The 19,857-nt window shown below is 68.5% G+C and carries 16 protein-coding genes and 2 pseudogenes; 6 read left to right on the top strand and 12 right to left on the bottom strand.

Features of this window, described 5'->3' with window-relative positions:
- Window positions 1–72 precede the first annotated feature (72 nt).
- The 3 genes from NDR87_RS01090 to NDR87_RS01085 all read right to left on the bottom strand — a co-directional run bounded on the left by NDR87_RS01090 (window position 73) and on the right by NDR87_RS01085 (window position 2,316).
- A complete protein-coding gene (locus NDR87_RS01090) occupies window positions 73–1,218 on the bottom strand; it encodes a nitric oxide synthase oxygenase (RefSeq protein WP_251909252.1) in 1,146 nt (381 codons plus the stop codon).
- Window positions 1,219–1,400: 182 nt separating this feature from the next.
- Window positions 1,401–1,532, bottom strand: coding sequence for a hypothetical protein (locus NDR87_RS37095; RefSeq protein WP_286012931.1), 132 nt, complete (start codon window positions 1,530–1,532; stop codon window positions 1,401–1,403).
- A gap of 337 nt (window positions 1,533–1,869) precedes the next feature.
- Window positions 1,870–2,316: a hypothetical protein gene (locus NDR87_RS01085; RefSeq protein WP_251909253.1), complete on the bottom strand. Its 447-nt coding sequence runs from the start codon at window positions 2,314–2,316 to the stop codon at window positions 1,870–1,872.
- Between the two features lie 519 nt (window positions 2,317–2,835).
- On the opposite strand from NDR87_RS01085, the gene NDR87_RS01080 reads away from it, so the two are divergent.
- On the top strand, window positions 2,836–3,084 hold the full coding sequence (locus NDR87_RS01080) for a sporulation protein (RefSeq protein WP_308212029.1): 249 nt from the start codon (window positions 2,836–2,838) through the stop codon (window positions 3,082–3,084).
- Window positions 3,085–3,087: 3 nt separating this feature from the next.
- Here the strand turns inward: NDR87_RS01080 and NDR87_RS01075 are convergent, their stop codons facing one another.
- Window positions 3,088–3,477, bottom strand: coding sequence for a hypothetical protein (locus tag NDR87_RS01075; RefSeq protein ID WP_251909255.1), 390 nt, complete (start codon window positions 3,475–3,477; stop codon window positions 3,088–3,090).
- A gap of 181 nt (window positions 3,478–3,658) precedes the next feature.
- Between NDR87_RS01075 and NDR87_RS01070 the strand changes: the two genes are divergently transcribed.
- The 3 genes from NDR87_RS01070 (at window position 3,659) to NDR87_RS01060 (ending at window position 6,327) form a co-directional block, all read left to right on the top strand.
- A complete protein-coding gene (locus NDR87_RS01070; RefSeq protein ID WP_251909256.1) occupies window positions 3,659–4,408 on the top strand; it encodes an SDR family oxidoreductase in 750 nt (249 codons plus the stop codon).
- Window positions 4,409–4,419: 11 nt separating this feature from the next.
- Window positions 4,420–5,283 (top strand): NAD(P)H nitroreductase, encoded by an 864-nt coding sequence (locus tag NDR87_RS01065; RefSeq protein ID WP_308212028.1) that lies wholly within the window; start codon window positions 4,420–4,422, stop codon window positions 5,281–5,283.
- 147 nt (window positions 5,284–5,430) lie between these two features.
- A complete protein-coding gene (locus NDR87_RS01060) occupies window positions 5,431–6,327 on the top strand; it encodes a universal stress protein (RefSeq protein ID WP_251909257.1) in 897 nt (298 codons plus the stop codon).
- Window positions 6,328–7,116: 789 nt separating this feature from the next.
- On the opposite strand, the gene istB is transcribed toward NDR87_RS01060, so the two are convergent.
- The 8 genes and pseudogenes from istB to NDR87_RS01020 all read right to left on the bottom strand — a co-directional run bounded on the left by istB (window position 7,117) and on the right by NDR87_RS01020 (window position 17,055).
- Entirely contained in the window at window positions 7,117–7,905 is a 789-nt protein-coding gene (gene istB / locus NDR87_RS01055) for an IS21-like element helper ATPase IstB (protein WP_251909258.1), read from the bottom strand.
- Window positions 7,905–9,418 (bottom strand): annotated as a pseudogene (istA, locus tag NDR87_RS01050) (IS21 family transposase). Before istA ends, istB begins: the two are co-directional and overlap by 1 nt.
- 157 nt (window positions 9,419–9,575) lie before the next feature.
- A pseudogene (gene ppsA / locus NDR87_RS01045) lies at window positions 9,576–11,872 on the bottom strand (phosphoenolpyruvate synthase).
- A 98-nt stretch (window positions 11,873–11,970) separates the two neighbouring features.
- The gene (locus NDR87_RS01040; protein ID WP_251909259.1) at window positions 11,971–12,618 is read right to left on the bottom strand and encodes a response regulator transcription factor; all 648 of its coding nucleotides are present in this window, start codon (window positions 12,616–12,618) and stop codon (window positions 11,971–11,973) included.
- 105 nt (window positions 12,619–12,723) lie between these two features.
- Window positions 12,724–13,725: a hypothetical protein gene (locus tag NDR87_RS01035; protein ID WP_251909260.1), complete on the bottom strand. Its 1,002-nt coding sequence runs from the start codon at window positions 13,723–13,725 to the stop codon at window positions 12,724–12,726.
- Between the two features lie 68 nt (window positions 13,726–13,793).
- Window positions 13,794–14,690 carry a DUF302 domain-containing protein gene (locus tag NDR87_RS37620; protein WP_308212027.1) on the bottom strand — a complete coding sequence of 299 codons (897 nt, stop codon included), beginning with the start codon at window positions 14,688–14,690 and terminating at the stop codon, window positions 13,794–13,796.
- Window positions 14,691–14,703: 13 nt separating this feature from the next.
- Window positions 14,704–15,216: a flavodoxin domain-containing protein gene (locus tag NDR87_RS01025; RefSeq protein ID WP_251909261.1), complete on the bottom strand. Its 513-nt coding sequence runs from the start codon at window positions 15,214–15,216 to the stop codon at window positions 14,704–14,706.
- Window positions 15,217–15,324: 108 nt separating this feature from the next.
- Window positions 15,325–17,055, bottom strand: coding sequence for a GAF domain-containing sensor histidine kinase (locus NDR87_RS01020; protein ID WP_251909262.1), 1,731 nt, complete (start codon window positions 17,053–17,055; stop codon window positions 15,325–15,327).
- 283 nt (window positions 17,056–17,338) lie between these two features.
- On the opposite strand from NDR87_RS01020, the gene NDR87_RS01015 reads away from it, so the two are divergent.
- Together NDR87_RS01015 and NDR87_RS01010 are read left to right on the top strand one after the other, a co-directional pair.
- Complete coding sequence (locus NDR87_RS01015; protein ID WP_251909263.1) at window positions 17,339–18,355, top strand: 1-phosphofructokinase family hexose kinase; 1,017 nt, start codon at window positions 17,339–17,341, stop codon at window positions 18,353–18,355.
- Window positions 18,356–18,416: 61 nt separating this feature from the next.
- Window positions 18,417–19,757: a wax ester/triacylglycerol synthase family O-acyltransferase gene (locus NDR87_RS01010; RefSeq protein ID WP_251909264.1), complete on the top strand. Its 1,341-nt coding sequence runs from the start codon at window positions 18,417–18,419 to the stop codon at window positions 19,755–19,757.
- Window positions 19,758–19,857 lie beyond the last annotated feature (100 nt).

Raw genomic sequence — 19,857 nt, 5'->3', positions numbered from 1 at the left:
CGCGGGGATTCGTGCTTATGCGGGTGCGCGGCCCGGTGAACAACTGGGAGCTCGCCGACAAGCGGCAGGGGCTCAGGGCGCGTTCGCGAGATCGTATTCCGCGCGGCGGCGGGCGAGTGAGCGCAACGCGAGGTCGGAAACCTCGTCGCGCACGAACGCGGGCCGCAGATCCGGATCGGGCGGATCGTAGTAACGGTGGAAGGTCGGGGTCAGCCCCGAGGAGATCGGCGGATTGACCCAGCTCCAATCCGTCGGGCAGCCGCGCCCCGCGGCCTTCTCCCGATCCACGTGATCGCAGAACTGCTTGGCCACGGAATGGTGATCCACGATGCGCGCACCCGCCTTGCGGAACGAGTGCAGCACCGCGCGATTGAGCTCGACCAGCGCCCGGTCCCGCCACAGCGTCCGCTCGTGGGACTGATCCAGGCCCATCAGCTCACCGATCAGGGGGAGCGTGTTGTAGCGGTTCGCATCGGTCAGATTGCGCGACGCGATCTCGGTTTCGACGAAATTGCCGCTGAACACCGTCAGGTAGGACAGGCCGCCGACCTCCAGGCGCATATTCGAAATCGCCGGCAGGGCATGCCATTTCAGCCCCAGATCGGCGAACCAGTCGAATTCGGGATGTTCGATCGCCACCTCGAGCACGACCTCGCGCGGCACCTCGAACCAGTCGATCGACCGGTCCGCGGAGTGGATCATCACCGGCAGGATGTCGAACGGGGTGCGCTCACCGTGCCAGCCGAGGTCTTCGGCGAGTTCGGTCAGTTCGATGTGCAGGGGATCGCCGGTGACCGAGCCGTCGGGGTTGCGATAGCCCGCGTACCGGATCAGCTGCGGGCTCAGGATGTGCATGCCGTCGCCACCGACCGGACGCGGCGGCCCGACCAGGATCATCGGCCGGATCGCGCCACCATTGGTCGCCGCGGCCATATAGTCCCAGCACGCCTCGGCCAACTCGCGCGGAGTGCGGACGTGTCGCGCATCGCGTAGCGTCAACGCCCGCCACATCGCCCGGCCCACACAGCGATCGGCATTGCGCCAGGCCAGCCGGGCGCCGATGGCGATCTCCTCGGCGGTCTGCCAGTAGCTTCCGGTCGAGGCCAGGATCGCCAGCGCCACCCGGCGCCGGTCGGGCGGCAGATGCGCCAGTTCGGGTAGTCGGAAGAATTCGTCGCAGTCGCCCAGTTGCTCGAGCAGTGCGGGATCAATCGGCATGGGCCGCCCCACTCCCGTGGCGGAACATTTGCCAACCGGGCGGTCGGATCGCTTCATCAGGGCTGATCAATTGTGCTGCTGGGCAATTCACGGCAGATCTCCGGGTGGTGCGGAAGTATGCTAGGCGTAAGCTGCAGCGCCTCCGGTATGTTCCCACAATCTTGCGTCGGCACGATGGCGTTTCAGAACAACGATGCTCCCGTCGGTTCGACGGTCCCGATGACCGGAGCCGTCCGCATCGCCTTGATCTCGTCCATTCCAGCCAGCCGGTCGGTCGGGACCAGCCCGAGATCGTCGGTATCGCGGCAGTTCACGGCGGCGACGAGACTGGTCGGCCAGTGGCGACGCGCCGCCGGAGCCCAGCGGGGCAGCCAGGGCGGTCCCGATGTACACCAGGGTGGCCGGGCAGAGCATCGATCCAGCAGCCGGTCTCCAGGGGAATCCGACTGTGGCGGGGGATATGTCGACGGAACCGGGAAATTCCGCTGTGGCACTCACGCGAGTGTCGCGGTGTCGGGGTTGGCGTATCGGAGCCGATTCGAGGTGCCGGGGTGTATCCACTGCGACCGGTATCGCGGCCGCGACCGGTGTCGCCGGGTTGCTACTGATTCCGGCGGCGGATGGGGTGGTCGCGGCGCGCGCCTGAACGGATTACTGACCGCGGACGAAGCGCAGCGACTCCCGGATGGCCGCCATATCGATCTGGAGGCTCGGATCGCGTTGCTGCGCTTCCTCGAATTCGAGCATGACATCGTCGATCGTGCTACGCCGCGCCATGGCGACGAGTTCGGCGTGCACGTGCTCGCTCAGCGACACGCCAGCGGCGGCCGCGCGGCGGCCTAAGACGGACCACGCCTCGTGCGGTAGGTCGTACGTGTGGATCAGTGCCGTCGCACCCGGATCGGCCGGTGCCGCAAGCTGATCCGGCCGCTCGGATTCGAGGAACTCCACCACGGCATCAATCGGCGCCGGTCGACCGGCGAGCGCGATCAGTTCGCGGCGTACGTAGTCGACCGGCGGAAGGCCCGCCGCCCGGGCGCGGCGGCGCAACACGTCGGCGGTCCGTGCGGGAAGATCGTCGATCTCGATGAGCGCCATAGCCACACACCGTAGTGGATGAGTCCGATTGGAGCGGTCCTAGCGAGGTCTCGGTTTCGACTCGAACTTCGGTGGCTGTTCCGGTCGCCGCGGGGCGTCATCTCGCCGACCCATGAATTCCGTTGTGGCGCAGAGCTGTACGTCGGGTTCGGCGTGAGCGTGGCCGGGCCGGCCGCGAACCGGCCAGCGGACGTCGCCGCCCGCTGGGCGGAATTCGCGCCGGGTATCGGCGCGTCGTGCCGGGGCGTGCGCCGCCCACGGTGCGATGGGGGTCCGAGGCTCTTCTTGATTCGGCGATGAGCAGCGCTGGGGTGTGCGCCGGGGGAGTGCGGCGATGGCCTGCGGTCTTCGGCAGTGGGGTGGATGCGAACACGCGTTCGGGGGGAGTGGAACTGGGCCGCGGGCGCGTCGGACCGATCGGCCGATGGCGAATTCGGCGGCGGTGCCGAAGTTTTGAGGGCGAACTCCATGACGGTGCGGCGGGTGTACTCGGAACCCGTTGAGCGAGAGGGGATCACGGTGATCGAGGCCGCCGCCGTCTCCGGTGGCGGTGGCGGCGGTGGCGGCACCGACAAGGAGGGAGCGAAGGGGTCCGGGGGCGGGTTCGGAATCGGTGCCAAACCGGTCGGGATCTATGTGGTCAAGGACGGGCAAGTCAGCTGGCGGCCCGCCATCGATGTGAACCGGCTGATGACGGTGGTCGGCATCGTCGCCGTCACGGCGTTGGTCGTCGGGGCGCGCATCGCGAAATGGCAAGCGCGGCGCTAGCGTTCAGGAGCGCAGGCGCAGACCCAGCGCCAGAATCGCGGCACCGAGGATTACGCACACGGGCTGTAACCAGCTGCCGGTGCGAATCACGGCCAGTTGCACCAGGATCCAGCCGATCAGCGCCGATCCGCTGAGGACCGCGGCGGCGGCAGTGCGGCGATTCTTGTGTGCGGCCCACCAGGCCGTGGCCGCCATCGGTGCGCCGACGATCAGCGCGAGCATGATCGCAGCGAAGGCCGGACTGTGCCACGGCAGTCGCTGTTCGAGCGTGCCGCCCAAGGAGACGACACCGGTGGCGAGACCGGCGGCACCGGTGAGGGCCCAGATTGCCACGAGCCCGGACAACAGTGCCAGCGTGAGGCGAAGGGTTCTGGTGCGTGCGTCGATCCTCATGCTCCGACTGTGCTGCCCGGCGGACACCGCGGAAAGGGCCGAGAGTCCCCGCCATGCGGGCCGCGCGACCATCGTCTCCATATCGCCTGCGGATGGCCCTCGCGGTGAGGACCTTCGGCCATCCCGCCCGCGATCCGGACCGCCGATGCTGAAGGCAACAGGAGCTGAAAGGTGGAAAACCGTGATCGATTTCAGTGGGAGAAGCGCGATCGTGACCGGCGGTGCGCGGGGCATCGGCGCGGCCGTGGCCGCGGCCCTGGTGCGGGAGAAGATCGGCGTCGTCATCGCCGATCTGCTCGAGCATGAGGGCGCCGCGGTGGCCGAATCACTGGGGCCGGAGGCGATGTTCCGCCGGCTCGATGTCACCGACGAATCCGGCTGGCAGCGGGTTATCGCCGATGCCGAGGCGCAGTTCGGGCCGTTGGCAGTGCTGGTGAACAACGCGGGCATCGTCGATTTCGGCAGCGTCGAAACCGAATCCCCCGCGCTGTTCCGCCATGTGGTCGATGTCGATCTCTACGGCGGCTGGCTCGGCATGCATCTGTCCGCGCCGCGGCTGCGAGCCGCCGGCGGAGGAGTGATCGTGAACGTCTCCTCCATCGCGGGGCTGGCCGGATACGCCGGGATCGCGGGTTACGTCGCCGCCAAATGGGGCCTGCGTGGACTGACCAAGGCCGCCGCGGTCGAGCTGGGGGCGGCGGGAATCCGGGTGTGCTCGGTGCATCCGGGGCCGATCCACACGCCGATGACGGCGGGAATGAGCGAGGCGGTCGCCGCGGCGCAGCCGCTGCCGCGCTTCGGTGAGCCCGAGGAGGTCGCGGCCATGGTGCGGTTCATCGTCACCGAGGCCACCTTCTCCACGGGCTCGGAGTTCGTGCTCGACGGCGGCGCTACCGCGGGCCAGTGGCTGGCCCTGCCCGAAGCGTCCTGACGGAGGACCCGATGTCGAACGCCCATCCTGATCCGGACACCCTCCGCGCCGCGCTGACCATGGCGGTGCGCGCGCCCTCGGTGCACAACAGCCAGCCCTGGCTGTGGCGCGTGGGCGAGCGCACGGTGCAGCTGTACGCCGACCCCAGCCGCCATTTGCCGCGCACCGATCCCGATTACCGCGATCTGATCGTCAGTTGTGGTGCGGCGCTGCATCATCTGCGCATCGCGGCGCGGGCGCTCGGCTGGGAGACCGTGGTGCACCGGCTGCCGAATCCGGCCGACACCGATCATCTCGCCGCGGTCGAATTCCGTTCGAGCACACCGACGATCGAGGCGGTGGAGCTGTCGCGCGCGATCTCCCGGCGGCGCACGGACCGTCGCAGGTACACCTCCTGGGAAGTGCCGACCGCCTACCTGACCGCGATCGGTGCGGCCGCCGCGGCGAACGGCGCGCTGGTGACGCATGTCGAATCGGGACCGGCGCGGGCGACATTGCTCGAGGCCTTCGAGCAGGCGGCCGCGCGGCATGCGCGCGATGCCGATTACAACGCCGAGCTCGCCCGGTGGAGCGGCCGCCATGCCTCCCCGGCGGGAGTTCCGGCGCGCAGTGCCGTGGTCGCCGACGAGCCGACGACACGGAGGTTCGCCGATCCGGTTCTGCCCCAGGTCGTTGTCACCGATATCGACGCTGTCGACCGGCTGCTAATGATCAGTACCGCTAGCGATGACCGGGTGTCGAGGCTGCGAGCCGGGGAGGCGCTCAGCGCGGTCCTGCTGACCGCGACCAAGCTCGGCCTGGCCAACTGTCCGCTCACCGAACCGCTGGAGCTCCCCGAGACCCGCGCCGCCATTCGCGGGCGTGCTGGGCGATAGCGGTCACCCGCAGTTGATCGTCCGGATCGGCTGGGCGGCAACGAGTGCGGACCTCGCCCCCGCGACACCGCGGCGGGCCCTGAACGATGTCGTGTCCCCGCTGTAGGCGGACCGGCGATGACTCTCAACGAATATCGAGGAGAACCCATGAGTGAGCAAGCAATCGTCGCCGCCGTCGACGGCTCGTCGGTGTCGTACAACGCGGCCGCCTGGGCGGCCGCCGAGGCGGCGCTGCACGGTCGGCGTCTGGAACTGGTCACCTCAGTGAACGTTCCGGTCGGGTGGGGCCCGGGCGCGGTGATGACCGATATCGATATGGATTGGCTGCGCAAGGACGGTGAACGGATCCTCGCCGAGGCCGCCCGCATCGCCCGCCTCTCCGTATCCGAATCACCCGAGATCACCACGACGCTGACCTTCGACCCGATCATCTCCGATCTCATCGCCCGCTCGAAGCGTGCACACATGATTGTTGTCGGCAGTCGTGGTCAGGGAGCGCTGCGGCGTGGACTGCTCGGCTCGGTCAGCACCGCGGTCACCCGGCACGCGGATTGCCCGGTGGCCGTGATTCATTCGTGGTCGGCGATCGACCCCGTGTCGGCGGACAAGCCGGTGCTGGTCGGCGTGGACGGCAGCGAGTACAGCATGCCTGCCCTCGAGCTGGCTTTCGACGAGGCCTCGCGGCGCAAGGTCGGCCTGACCGCCCTGCACGCCTGGAGCGATGTCCCCATCGGCATGGACGTGCCGATGATGGGCTGGGACAACACCGTCCGGGAAACCGAGCAGGCAGCGTTCGCCGAAAGCCTGGCCGGCTTTTCCGAGCGCTATCCGGAAGTGCCGGTGCGGCGAATCCTGGTGCAGGACCGGCCGGTGCGTGCGCTGGTGGACGAGTCCGACAACGCCCAGCTGGTCGTCGTGGGCAGCCACGGCCGCGGCGGCTTCACTGGAATGCTGTTGGGCTCCACCAGCAATGCGGTACTGCACTCGGTGGAAACCCCGCTTGTGATCGTGCGCCGGCGGAAGACAGAAGAAGAGACAGGATAGGGAGCCGGGCCCTTTCGTTGCCGCTGCCGCGTGCCGGAGAACCTTCGGAACGCGGCATCGCCATGCACGCTATTTCGTGCGTCGGCGCGTCCTGCCGGGCTCAGCAGCCAGTTCGGCCCGATATCCGATGTTCGCCACCGGCATAGGCATAGGATCACTGCGCGGCGCGTATCGACTCGTCGCACCGACCACCGGCTACCTTTGCGCCGGTGGGATGCCTCTCTGAATAGCCAGAGAGGTGGATCGAGGCCCGGGTGCCAGTCCGGCGATTCTCACCCCTCTGCCGCACATACGCTGGCACCGGTGTGGCGGAGCCGACCCAGGGCAGAGTTGCCAGACGAGTGCCGCCGGACTTTGCAGGAGCGGATTCGGCGGCACCGTCTGGCATACACCAGCCCAACCAGAACACCGGTGTCCCAGCTGACAAACGCCGGCGCCCTGTTCGGGTGGCTCCAGGGGGAATGTACGGCCCGCGCGGTAAGCGGATTGCCCCACACCGGTCCGCAAATCTCCACGGCGGATCTCGAAGCATCAAGCCATTCCATGCCATAGACCAGGCCCTGCGGGGTTGTCGGCGGCGGTGTTGGATACCCGCGACCATGCCGCACGGCAGCGCGGCAACGGCGACAGTCGTGCTGCTGTGTCAATGGCCAGTTGGTGCTCCCCATGGGCGGCCTGTTGTTCTCCCCGCTGGCGGCCAGTTATGAGTCCCCAGCGGCGGCCAGTTGTTTCCCCATGGCCAGTTATCTCCCCACCGCCGCAAACGGTTTCGCGGCGGTGGGTGGTTGGTCATCGCAAGGGCTTCACCCCTTGCCCGGAGGTTGCTTGGGCGAGCCGAAAGCTGTCGCCGGAGGTGACCACGACATGAGCGTGATGAAGCAGGCGATCGACTGTGGCGGTGGCCAGGGTCTTGGGCATGATCTCGTCGAAGCCCGACGGGTGCAGGTTGCTGCTGACGGCCATCGCTCGGCGCTCGTAGGCGGCGTCGACGAGACGGTAAAACCCTTCTGCGGCATCGGGACTGACTGGCAGCAGGCCGATGTCGTCGACGATGATCAGGTCGCTGCGGATCAGTCGGGTGATGGCGCGGGCGATCGAGTCGTCGACGCGGTGGCGGCGGATGAGCGCGCCGAGGTCTTCGATGGTGAACCAGGCGACGGTGAGTCCTTCCTCGACCGCGGCCTGGCCGAGTGCTTCGCAGAAGTGGCTCTTGCCGGTGCCCGACGGCCCGCAGATGCAAAGGTTCTCTTTGTTTTTCACCCATTCGAGGGTTTTCAGTGCGTCCTGGGTGGGGCGCGGGATCGAGGACGCGGTTTCGTCCCAGTCGCCGAAGGTCTTTCCGGCGGGGAACCCGGCGCGTTTGCGGCGGGTCCGCAGGTTGGTGGCGTCGCGGCCGGCGGCTTCCTCGGCCAGCAGCACCCGCACGACCTCGGCGGGATCCCAGCGTTGCGCTTTGGCGGTCGGGACGAGATCGGTCAGGGCGCGCCGCAGGTAGGGCAGTTTCAGTCGCTTGGTCAAGGCGATGGCCTCGGCCAGGGGGTCGCCGTTGGATGCGGCGATGCGCAGTGGGGCGGACATCAGTGATCGCTTTCGAAGTCGTCGTCGGTGGCGGCGGGCAGGCCGAAGTTGGACCAGGCCGAGGTGCCCGGCTGCAGGCTGTGGCTCTCGCTGGGCCGGGTCGGTTCGGTGTGCTGGCGGCCGCGGTTGTGGGTCAGGATGCGGATCAGGTCGTTCTCGGCGAAACGGCCTGCGATGGCGGCGATTCCGAGTGCTCGGTCGACGTCGGCGGGCGGGTGCAGCTTGGCCAGGGTGACGGCCTCGGCCATCTTCGGGCGGATGCGGCGAGTTCCGACGGCCGCGGCTTCGGTCAACCACGCTGCCGCGCCCGGCCCGAGCGCGAGGAACGCGGCCTCCTCGGCGCTGGCCGCGCGCGGGGTGCGTTCGCCGTGATGGTCCGGGCGGGGCGGGTAGTGCTCGTCCTTGATCGACGGCTTGCCCGGCCTGGACCGATCGTGGCGGGCGACCTCGGTGGGCCCGTGATCACCGACAGCGGTGACGATCAGCTCGTCGCCGTGGAAGCGGACCCAGACCCGGGTGTCGACCAGGGTGTGGGGGACCGAATACTTCACGCCCTCAACCGAAACCGTCGAATCCCAGTTCACTCGCCGGGTGGTGCCGAACGCGACGGTGAACGCGGTCGCCGGCAACGGATGCAGCCGGGTCCGTTCCTCCGCGAGGGCCTCGACCGGACGGCGCCGGGTCTCGCGGTGCTCGCGGTCGTTGACCTGCTCGCAGAACTCCCGGCAGGCGGTCTCGAGCTCGCCGAAGGTGCGGTAGGCGGGCAGCAGGTTGGTCATCGTCGGCACCAGATCGGCCTTCGCGATCCGCACCGTCGCCTCCGATCCGCCCTTGGTCCGCGGGCATGCAGGTGCGGATCGTCATCCCGTAATGCCGTGCGACATCGACGATTTCGGGATGCCGCACCGCGATCCCGGCGATGTGCTCGACCGAGACGGTCTTCTCGTTGTCGGTCAACGCATAGGTCGGCACTCCACCGATCCGGCGCAGCGTGGTGTCCAGGCACGACACCACAGTCGGCAGCGTCTTGTCCATCACCGGAACGACCACCCGAAACCGCGACCACGCCAGCCACGCGCACCACAACTGTGTTTGGCGGCCACCGATTTTCGGGCCGTGGCCCCAATCCCACTGCAACCACAACCCCGGCTCCGGGATCCACGGCCGAAACACCCGCCGCTGCCCCTCCCGCAGCCGCTTCTTCACCTCCGCGACCGCGCGGCGGGTGGTGCGTTCCCCGCCGGTGAAACCCATCGCGGTGATCCGTTTGTGCACCACATCGGCACGAATCCGGCCGTCGGAACGAACCACCAACTCCTCGATCTTGGGCAGATACTCATCGATCGGACGCGCCCGATGTTCCCGCGCCACCGGGCTCTGCCCGGCCGCCCGCAACGCCACGTACCGCGCGACCGTGTGGTGATCGCAGCCCGCCAGCTCGGCTGCTGCCCGGTAACTCCCCCGTAAGGTCATACGCCTCAAGGATTTCCATGATCTCCCTACTGGACTTCACGCCACACGAGGCAACCCGCGCAGCAACCCAGAACATGCTCAACACGCCGGGGAAGTATCTGGCCGCCCACGGGGAACTCGATGGCCGCCAGCGGGGCCCTATATGGCCGCCCGCGAGGAGTATCTACTGGCCGCCGTCACTGCTGAGAAGCTGTGGGTCAGTGCTCGAGGGAGGTGGCGTGCTCGAGCAGGAGCCGGCGCTCTGCTGCGGCGACGGCGCGGCGGGTGTCGAGTAGGGCGTCGGGGGTGACCGAGATGGAAGTGATGCCCATGCAGACGAGGTGCTCGGCGAACTCCGGGTGGGTGGAGGGGGCTTGCCCGCACAGAGACGAGGTGATGCCGAGGCGGCGCGCGGTGGTGACGATGGCGGCCGATCGCGTCGAGGACGGCGGGATCGGATTCGTCGAACAGGGAGGCGCATTCCTCCGAATCGCGATCGACGCCGAGGATCAACTGGGTCAGATCGTTGCTGCCGATCGAGACTCCGTCGATGCCCAGGCCGACGTATTCCGGTAGCCAGTGGATCACCGACGGCACCTCGGCCATCACCCAGCGGTGCATGTCGCGGTGGCGGCCCAGTGGTGTCGCGTCGATCAGTTCCAGGCAGGCCTCGAGTTCCCAACGGGTGCGGACGAACGGGATCATCAGGTGCAGGTTCGGGGTGCGTTCGCGGACGCGGGCCAGGACGGCCAGTTCGAGCCGGAACACCTCGGGGTCGCGGATGTAGCGGTAGCAGCCGCGGTAGCCGATCATCGGGTTGCGTTCCTCGGGCTCATAGCGGGTGCCGCCGGTCAGCGAGCGGAATTCGTTGCTGCGCAGGTCCGTTGCGCGATAGATCACGGGACGGGGTGCGAAGGCGGTGGTGATGCGCGACAGCGATTCGGTCATCGAGTCGAAGAACGTGCGCTGTTCGCCGCGGGCGATGAGTTCACGGGGATGCCAACCGCCGAGGGCCTGGGTGAGCAGCGTCTCCGCGCGCAGCAGGCCGACGCCGTCGACGTCGGTGACGGCCACTCGCTCGGCGACATCGGGCAGTGCCAGGTTCACATAGATCCGAGTCCCGGTGACCTCGGAAAGGGCTGCGGGAGAAGGTGATTCGGCGGCCACGTGAACAGCGGCCGTGGATGTGCCCGCGCGTGCGGCGCGGACCTGCCCGGTGGTGCCGTCGACGGTGATCCACCGGCCGTCGGAGAGCGTGGAGGTCGCGGTGCGGGTGCCGACCACGCACGGGACGCCGAGCTCGCGGGCGACGATGGCGGCGTGGCAGGTCATGCCGCCGCTGTCGGTCACCAGCGCCGCGGCCCGCGCGATCGTGGGCAGCCAGTCCGGATTGGTCATGGGTGCCACCAGCACTTCGCCCTTGTCCAGCGCTGAACCCTGGTCCGGGGACACCAATACCCGAGCGGGGCCGCTGGCCTGGCCGGGGGCGGCGGCCAGGCCGCACCTCGATGCTCGTCGTGGTCGGTGTCTCCGGCTGGGGTTGGTCGTGCAGGGTCGTGATCGGACGTGCCTGTACCAGCCACAGGTCGGTGTCGTCGAAGGCCCATTCGACGTCTTGCGGGCGGCCGCTGTGGTGCTGCTGGACCTGCAGGGCGAGGCGGGCGACGGCGAGAATCTGGGATTCGTTCAGTACGGTCGAATCGGTTTGTGCCTCGGGCAGTTCCACGTGCTGGTCGCCGTCGGGGCCTGCCACGATGGCGTAGTTCTGGCGGCCGGGGTGGGTGGCGATCAGGGTGGGGCCAGTCGCGTCGAGCAGGTAGGTGTCGGGTGTGACCGACCCGGATACCACCACCTCGCCCTGCCCGTGCGCGGCCTCGATGACCAGGCGGTCGCGGTGGCCGGTCGCCGGGTCGGCGGTGAATGCGACGCCTGCGGTACGCGCGGTGACCATTTGCTGCACGACGACGGCCATTTCGGGAGTGTCGATCATCTTGCGGCGGGCCCGGTAGGTGATGACGCGGGGCGTGAACAGCGAGGCCCAGCAGTCCCGCACGGCGGCAAGCAGTTTGTCGTCACCGCGGATATTGGTCCGGGTGACGTTCATGCCCGCGAAGGAAGCGGTCGCGCCGTCCTCGCCGACCGCCGAGGAACGGACCGCGACCGAAACGGCTTCGCCGAGTGCGTGATAGGCCGCCAGTATCGCCTCGCGCACAGCGCCGTGGAGGGGCGTGTCGAGGACGAGTTCCCGCATGCGCCGGCACAATTCGTCCAGCTGTCGAGCGTCGACGGCGGGGCTTGCCGCAGCGGCTTGAAGGGCGGCGGTGTGCATGGCCGCCAGCTCGGCTCCGTGCGGACCCTGGTCGATCACCTGTTGATAGCCCGCCCGTAGCAGGACGAAGCCCGGCGGCACGGGCAGTTTCGCCGCCACGAGCTCCCCGAGATTCGCGCCCTTGCCGCCGGCTCGGTCGGCGTCGGCGAGCCGAAGTTCGTCGAGCCCTGCCACATAGTCGCCCATCACGACTCCGATCCGTTGAGGTGAAGCATTGGCCTGCAGCCAGATTCGCCGACGAACGGGTCTGAGCACTATGGCCGAAGGTCCTCGACCGCAGGGCCTCAGTTCGAGGATTTTCGATCACCGCGCACTTTGGAGGCGTAGACGGCGGCCTGGGTGCGCCGTTCCATGCCGAGCTTGGCCAGCAGGCGTGAGACATAGTTCTTGACCGTCTTCTCCGCCAAGAACATTCGTTCGGCGATCTGCCGGTTGGTCAGGCCCTCGCCGAGCAGATCGAGCAGGGTGCGTTCCTGTTCGGTGAGGTTGGCCAGGGGGCCGTCGGGTTCGGTGCTGCGGCGCAGTCGATCCATGAGGGCGGCCGCGGCGCGATTGTCCAGCAGTGAGCGGCCGGATCCGACGGTTTTGATGGCTTCGGCCAGTTGCATGCCTTTGATGTCCTTGACGACGTAGCCGCTGGCTCCGGCGAGGATGGCGTCGAGCATGGCCTGTTCGTCGGTGAAGGAGGTGAGGATGAGGCAGCGCAGGTCGTCGAGCCGGGACAGCAGTTCGCGGCACAGTTCGATGCCGTTGCCGTCGGGTAGTCGCACGTCGAGCACGGCGACGTCGGGGCGCAGGGCGGGGATGCGAGCCAAGGCCTGGGAGACGTCGCCCGCCTCGCCGATTACGGTGAGCTCTGGGTCGCCCTCGAGCAGGTCGGTCAGGCCGCGGCGGACGATCTCGTGGTCGTCGACCAGGAACACCTTGATCATGGGGTGGTGTCCAATCGGTAGCGGTGGATTGAGATCACAGTAGGTGGGCCGAACGACTGTCGAACATGGCCGAAAGTCCCTTTCTACGCGAGTCGGAGCCGACGCTCAGTATTCGCGGATTTCCAGGACATCGGTGAGCGGTCGGCGGGGCGTCGGCGGCAGTTCCTGACGATCGGGGGCGGTGCCGATGCGCACGACGACCTGGGGCAGGGTCGGCTGTGACAGCAGGGTCGCCACCGTGCGTCGCCCGGCCGCGAGTTCGGTGATGTGCGTGACGGGGCAGGTGGCCAGTCCCGCAGCCGTGGCCTCGAGCAGGATCGCCGACAATGCCTCGCCGGTGTGCAGCCACACCATCGGGGAGTCGGTGTAGGAGCCGAGCACCACCAGCTGGGACCGGTCGGTGAGATCGGCGCGGCGCGCGGAATGCGCGGTGGAGGGAAATTCTCGTCCGATATCGACGCGCGCGCGCTCGGCGGCCGACACCAGCGCGTGGGGCGGTATCCCTTCGGCGGTATCGGAATTGCCTGCCCACCAATGCAATTCGTGCTGATACATCATGTCGTAGCGGCGGGCGGAGGTCGTATGCTCGGAGACCGCGGCCAGCCGCGCGTGACCCTGTTCGCCGAGCACATCGAATTCGAGGCCGTGCGGGGTGACCAGTGCGCGCAGCCTCGGAACGAGGTCGGTCCAGCCCTCGGGCGCGAGCATCGGCAGTCGGTCGGTGTAGCGATCGACGATCGCGCGAGCGCGGGGGGCGATGCCGGTGGGCGGGTCGGGCCAGGGGCGGAAGGTGATGCTCGCCAAATGGTCGGGACGTTCGTAGTCGGGCAGCCGCACGGTGTCGGTGTGCCAGCCGTAAGCGGCGAAGGCGGTGCGGGCGTGGTGCAGCGCCGCGCCGCAGCTGATCGTGCGTTGGCGGCCGTGCGGGTCGGCGGCGGGCAGCATCCGGTCCGGGTCGGCGTGCAGATGCAGCTCGACGCCGTCGAAGGTCCACCGCCAGGGTTGGGTGTTGTGCACCGAGGGCGCGCGGACCGCGAGGCGCATGACCGCCAGCAGCGTCGCATGGTCTGGGACCGGGGTCGTCGTGAGGGGGTCGCTTGTTGTCATGGTTCGAGCATTGCCCTCGCAGCCCGGCGCGCATACGGCCTTCGGGCCTCGGGGCCGAAGGCCCATGGTCACTCGCCCGGCAGTGCACCGCGTGCCGGACGGGGAGCGCGGCGCAAGTGGTCGATCGCGGCGGCGAGCAACCGATGCGCTTGCTCGGCGATATCGGCCAGAGCGGGCTGGGCGGTGGCGCGAAGCACTATCCGCGGATCCGCGGCCTCCACCACGGTGTCCGTGCCGGTCGTACGCACCACGACATTGCACGGCAGGAGAAGTCCCGCTTGCGGATCGGCCCGCAGCGCACGGGCGGCCAGGCTCGGATTGCAGACACCCAGAATGAGGTAGCGGTCGATGTGCTCGCCGAGCTCCTCGCACAGGGTGGATTGGACATCGATCTCGGTCAGGACGCCGAAACCTTGTTCGCGCAGGGCTTCTCGGGTCGACTGCACGACGTCGTCGAAGGGCTCGGTCCGGTGGACGGTCATGGCCAGCGGAGGGGCCACCGGGACGCGGATTTCGGTGATCAAGCGCCTCGGGTCGGTGACCTCGTCGGGGCCGACCAGATACACCTCGCTGGGCTGCCCGATCCTTCGATAGCCGGATTCGCGTCCCCACAGCTTGAGGGCGCGGTGCGCCGAGGCCAGGCCGCCGTAGTCGCCTCGATGGCAGGTGCGGGCGATCAGGGTCGCGGGTGCGATGACGACCTCCGCGCCGGAGCCGGGGCCGAGCATCGTTCCGGGCTCGACGGGTATCTCGAAGTCCACCACGGTACTCTCGGCCACCCGGGGGTCGTCGCGGTAGCAGATCGCGGGGGAGCCGCACGCAGTGAGTTCCGCCCGGCGCAGCGCCGTGTTCAGCGCGGCCATTCCGGCGGTGATGTCTTCTCCGGGACGGTCGGCGCGAATCCTCTGGGACACCCGCAGGACCGCCCGGGGGACCACTTCGCAGACGTCCACTCGGTAGTCCATCGCGAGAATCCTTTCAGCGTGGTTGGCGGATGAGTTGGGCGGCGATATCGGCGGCCCAGGTGCAGATCTGGCTGCGATTGCGGTAGTCCCCGGCCGCCTTCTTGGCCATGGCGGCGGCCGGGAAGCCTGTCGCGTCGGCCTTCAGGCGGCCACCGAAGAGGGTGTGATCGCGAGCGTGGAGACGCTCGGCGACCGTTCGAACAGCGTTGCCGCCCAGGATTTTCGGCGGGTTGGGCCCGTCGAGGGAATGGTCGAGGGGACCGCTGCCGAAAACCCAGACCGGGCGCTCGCGCAATTGCTTGCCGAATCGGCGGGCGAATCCGCGCGCGTGACGATGCCAGCGGCCCATATAGAGTGCCCCGCCGAGCACGACGGCGTCGTATCCGTCGAGCGAACGGATCTCACGGGCGTTCGCGATGTCGGCGGGGATGTGCGCGGCGCGCAATTCGTCCCCGATCCAGTGCGCGATTTCCGCGGTGCCGCCGCGCTTGGAACCGTATGCGATCAGAACCGAGGGCTGGGTCATGGCGAATCTCCTGCGGGTCGGCGTTGTCGAGATCCACCGTCCCAGCGCGGGGATTCGGGCAGTAGGGGCATTCGTTGTCGTGCCCGAGGCCCAATGGCAGCGTCGAATTCAGGCCAGCGGAACGGCCCATCTCAGCCGTGTCCCGGGACCGAGCGCGCTCGCGGTGGCCGCCGGTGCGGTGGTGAAGGTGCCCTTGCGTTGTTCGGCGCGGCTGGCCAGGTTGTCGAGCCCGCTGGGCGTCACCGACTGCGGGAGGCCGCGTCCGTTGTCCTCGGCGACGACTTCGACGTCGTCGCCGACCGTCACCGTGATGGTGAGGGTATCGGCGCCGGAGTGGCGGACGGCGTTGCTGGTTGCCTCGCGTACAACGGCTTCGATGTGGTCGGCCAGTTCGCCGTCGACGACCGAGAGCGGGCCGGTGACGCGCAGTGAGGCCGCGAGGGGTGTGTCGGCGGTCTGCTGGTGGATCGCGTCGTCGAGGCGTTGGCGCAGGCGGGTGACGCGGCCGTCGCCGCCGTGCAGGTCGAAGATGGAGGTGCGGATCTCCTGCACGACCTCCTGCAGGTCGTCGACCGCGCGGGAGATCCGTTCGCGCACTTCGGGTTTGTTGCTGCGCGAGATGGTGCCCTGCAGGGACAGGCCGATCGCGAAGAGCCGCTGGATGACGTGGTCGTGCAGGTCACGGGCGATGCGGTCGCGGTCGGTGAGCACGCCGAGTTCGCGCATCTGTTCCTGGGCGGCGGCCAGTTCCATGGCCAGGGCGGCCTGGTTGGCGAACGACGTTGTCAATTCCAGGGTTTCGTCGTCATAGGGGGGCGCCTCGGGCGACCGGGCGGCCACCAGGACGCCGAGGCTGGATTTCGAGGTGTGCAGGGGCAGCAGCAGGACCGGGCCGGAGGTGGGCAGTTCGTCGGCGAGACAGGCGGCCGCGGGGCTGTCGAAGCGGTACGCGGTCTGCTCGGTGAAGGCGCTGCCGACCCCGGTGCCGCGGGTGGGCAGTTCGCGCCCGGCGAGCTTGCCGGCGGGGCCGTCGCACCGGGTGATGCGCAGCGTCGCGACTTCGTCGGGCGGGAGATCGGTATCGAGGCTCACCGCGAGAAAGGCGGCCTCGGATTCGGTCAGCCGCCGGGCGTGGTCGAGCAGATGCCCCAGTACCTGCTCCGAGTCGGTGCCGGCGAGGAATTCGGTGGTGATGTCGCGGGTGGCGGCGATCCACCCCTGGCGGCGGCGGGCCGATTCGTAGAGGCGGGCATTGTCGATGGCCACCCCGGCCGCCGCGGCCAATGCCTTCACGATCACCTCGTCGTCCTCGGTGAACAGCTGCCCGCCGAACTTCTCGGTCAGATACAGGTTGCCGAAGACCTCGTCGCGGATACGGATAGGCACCCCGAGGAAGGTGAGCATCGGCGGGTGATGGGGCGGGAAGCCGACCGAGGCCGGATGGTCGGCCAGGTTGTCCAGGCGGATCGGTTTCGGCTCGTCGATGAGCACGCCCAGCACGCCGCGTCCTTCGGGCAGGTGTCCGATGTGGGCGCGCAGTTCGTCGTCGATGCCTTCGTAGATGAATTGGATCAGTTCGTGGCCGTGGCCGCGCACGCCGAGGGCGCCGTAGTCGCTGCCGACCAGGGTGATGGCGGTGTGCACGATGGTGCGCAGCGTCTGGTCGAGTTCGAGTCCGGCGGTGACGGTGAGCATCGCCTCCACGAGGCCGTCCATGCGGTCGCGGGCGTCAATGATCTGCTCGATCCGGTCGCGGACCTCGGCGAGCAGTTCCCGCAGCCGCAACTGCGAGAGCGTCTCGCGCACGGAGTAGGCGTCGTTGGACGGGCGCTCGGTCACCGGAAGGCCTCCCTGGTCGGGCTGCTCGCTCCGGAGCCGCGGCTACGGGACTCTGGGAGGGAGTCGGACCTATTTTAGGCAGCCGTTCAGATCCTCGGCGAGCGGAACGGCGAGTGGCAGCACTAGGGCCGAAGGTCCTTCGTCGGAAGCGACCGACCTGTCGCTCGGGACTTCGGTCCTTCCCCGCGACCACCGGTTGCTCTTTCGAGTACCGCAGTCGGCCTGTGAAATCGACTCGTGTGGACCAGGGCGGGCTCGGCCCGGCGCAAGGAAGGCTGTCACGATGTCGATCGTTACCTTGACGATGAATCCGGCGATCGATCTTGCCACCAGCACACCACGATTGGTGCCCATCGACAAGATGCGTTGCACGACACCGCGATTGGATCCGGGCGGCGGGGGAATCAACGTGGCGCGCACCGCGGCCGTGCTGGGGGAGACCGTGACGGCGATGTTTCCCGCGGGTGGGCACACGGGCCGGCTGCTGGAGCAGTTGGTGGCCGAGGCGGGCATCTCGATGCGGCTGGTGCCGGTGGCCGGGCTGACCCGGGAGAACATTTCCGTCACCGACATGTCCTCGGGCGCGCAGTACCGGTTCGTCTTTCCCGGTGTTGCGCTCGATGCCGACGAGCAGCTGCGTTGCCTGGACGAGGTCGAGGAGATCGCCTGCGGCGCAAGATTTCTCGTCGTCAGTGGCAGTCTTCCGTCGGGAGTTGCGCCGGATTTCTTTCAGCGGTTGGCCGATCGCGCGGCGAGCTGGACGGCCCGGCTGGTGGTGGACACCTCCGGTGCGGCGCTGCGGGCGCTGCGCGGCGGGGTGTATCTGCTCAAGCCGAGTGTGCGGGAATTGGGTGACTGTGTCGGTCGGCCGCTGCGAGACCGAGACGAGCAGATCGCGGCGGCACGCCAGCTGATCACCGAGGGTGTGGCTCGTATAGTCGTGGTTTCGCTGGGGGCGGAGGGGGCGTTGGCTGTCACCGAGGGGTCGGCCGAATGGTTCGCGCCGATCCGGGAACCGGTGATCAGTGGCATCGGCGCGGGCGATGCGATGGTCGGTGGCATCACGGTGGGCCTGTCGCGCGGTCTCGGATTGTCTGCCGCAGTCCGGCTGGGGATCGCGGCCGCCACCGCGGCCCTGGGCACCCCGGGCACCGCCCCGGGACGACCCGAGCACATCGACGAGCTGTATCGGCGGCTCGACGGGCGCGCCGCGCCGGAAACGGACGGGTCGAAGGTCGATTCCACGGATTACCTCTGGGACTCCCCGAGCGGGACTGCGAGCGTGACGCTGGACAGGTAACGAAGGCAGCTTTTGAAAGTCGGCGTACTCGGCGTCGGCGGCTGTCGTGAAGGCGCTCGTCATGACCGAATTGCGCCCGCTGGACACGGGTTTCATTGAACTGGAGGACTCCGACCGCCACATCAGCCTGGGGATCGGAGCGGTCGCGATCATCGCGGGGGCACCGCCGAGCCGGGAGGAGTTCCGGGCCGGAGTGGCCGTCGGATTGGACCGCAATCCACGCCTGCGTCAACGAGTGCGCCGGGCACCGCTCGATGTTAAGGCGCCGACCTGGCAAGACGATCCAAATTTCGACCTGGCGCATCATATCCGGTGGACCGCTTTGCCCGGGCCCGGTGACGAGCGGTCGCTGCGGGAGCTGGTCGCGAACGAGCTCGTCGAGCGCCTCGATCGCGACCATCCGCTGTGGGAGTGCGTCGTGGTGGACCACCTCGCCGGGGACCGGTGGGCCGTGCTGGTGAAGGCCCATCACAGCATGGTTGACGGCATCTCCGGCATCACGCTGTTCGAGAGCTTCTGTGACCGGGCGACCGGCGAGGGGAACGCCCAGCGCGCCGAAAAGCGTGGACCGTCCACCGTTTTCGAGACGGTGACGCGTGCGCTCCGCCTGCCCGTCACCGCGGCGCGGCTCGCTGTGTCGATGCTGCGCACGTTGCCGCCGGTGCTGTATGCGGCCGCCGGCCCGGCGACCGGATCGTCGTTCAACGGTCCGATCGGGCGCCAGCGGCGCTATGCGATCGCCCGCGCGTCGCTGCCTGAGATCCGAGAGATCGGCAGGGCATTCGGCGTGACGGTCAACGACGTCGCGGTCGCCGCGGTGGCCTCGGCGTATCGCGAGGTTTTGCTGGGGCGTGGTGAACAGCTCACTCCTGGCAAGGTTCGTGTCTTGGTGCCGGTGTCGGTCCGTGCCGAAGACGCGAAATATGTTCCGGACAACCGCGTTTCGGCCATGGTGCCGACGCTGCCGGTCGAGGTGGCCAATCCGGTCGAGCGATTGAAGGCGGTGCACGGACAGATTTCGGCCCACCGCTCGCGCGGCGAGGCCGAGGCGCAGCGGTCACTGCTGTCGCTGGCCGGGCTGCTGCCGTTCCCGATGGTGGCGTGGACGTTCCGACTGGCGTCGCACTATCCGCAGCATGCGATCAGCGCGCTGGCGACCAATGTGCCCGGCCCCCGCCATCGGCTGACGATGCACGGCCGTGAGGTGCTCGAGATCCTGCCGTGCATCCCGATCGCCATGCGCCTGCGCACGACGATCGCCATTCTCGGTTACGCCGATCGCCTGGCGTTCGGCATCACCGCCGACTACGACAGCACGCCTGATATCGACGCGCTGGCTGCGGGGATCAAAGCCGGTGTGGGTGAGCTGCTGTCGCGGGCCCGCGAGCGCGGGTCCGGCTAGCGGAAAGTGCCTTCCCGGGACTTTCGGCTCTGCACGGCAGGGGTGGTGAGCTGATGGGATAGCGGGCACGTCAGTGCAGTGGAAGGAGGCGAGCGACGGT

It is taken from the genome of Nocardia sp. CDC159 (genome assembly GCF_023740735.1).
GTDB classification, from domain to species: Bacteria; Actinomycetota; Actinomycetes; order Mycobacteriales; family Mycobacteriaceae; genus Nocardia; species Nocardia pulmonis.
This window is presented reverse-complemented; position numbering and strand designations above follow the sequence as displayed.

Coding starts and splice junctions, on each gene's coding strand:
- NDR87_RS01090 (WP_251909252.1), bottom strand. CDS start 1,218: ATGCCGATTGATCCCGCACTGCTCGAGCAACTGGGCGACTGCGACGAA.
- NDR87_RS01085 (WP_251909253.1), bottom strand. CDS start 2,316: ATGGCGCTCATCGAGATCGACGATCTTCCCGCACGGACCGCCGACGTG.
- NDR87_RS01075 (WP_251909255.1), bottom strand. CDS start 3,477: ATGAGGATCGACGCACGCACCAGAACCCTTCGCCTCACGCTGGCACTG.
- NDR87_RS01065 (WP_308212028.1), top strand. CDS start 4,420: ATGTCGAACGCCCATCCTGATCCGGACACCCTCCGCGCCGCGCTGACC.
- NDR87_RS01060 (WP_251909257.1), top strand. CDS start 5,431: ATGAGTGAGCAAGCAATCGTCGCCGCCGTCGACGGCTCGTCGGTGTCG.
- istB (WP_251909258.1), bottom strand. CDS start 7,905: ATGTCCGCCCCACTGCGCATCGCCGCATCCAACGGCGACCCCCTGGCC.
- NDR87_RS01040 (WP_251909259.1), bottom strand. CDS start 12,618: ATGATCAAGGTGTTCCTGGTCGACGACCACGAGATCGTCCGCCGCGGC.
- NDR87_RS01035 (WP_251909260.1), bottom strand. CDS start 13,725: ATGACAACAAGCGACCCCCTCACGACGACCCCGGTCCCAGACCATGCG.
- NDR87_RS37620 (WP_308212027.1), bottom strand. CDS start 14,690: ATGGACTACCGAGTGGACGTCTGCGAAGTGGTCCCCCGGGCGGTCCTG.
- NDR87_RS01025 (WP_251909261.1), bottom strand. CDS start 15,216: ATGACCCAGCCCTCGGTTCTGATCGCATACGGTTCCAAGCGCGGCGGC.
- NDR87_RS01015 (WP_251909263.1), top strand. CDS start 17,339: ATGTCGATCGTTACCTTGACGATGAATCCGGCGATCGATCTTGCCACC.
- NDR87_RS01010 (WP_251909264.1), top strand. CDS start 18,417: ATGACCGAATTGCGCCCGCTGGACACGGGTTTCATTGAACTGGAGGAC.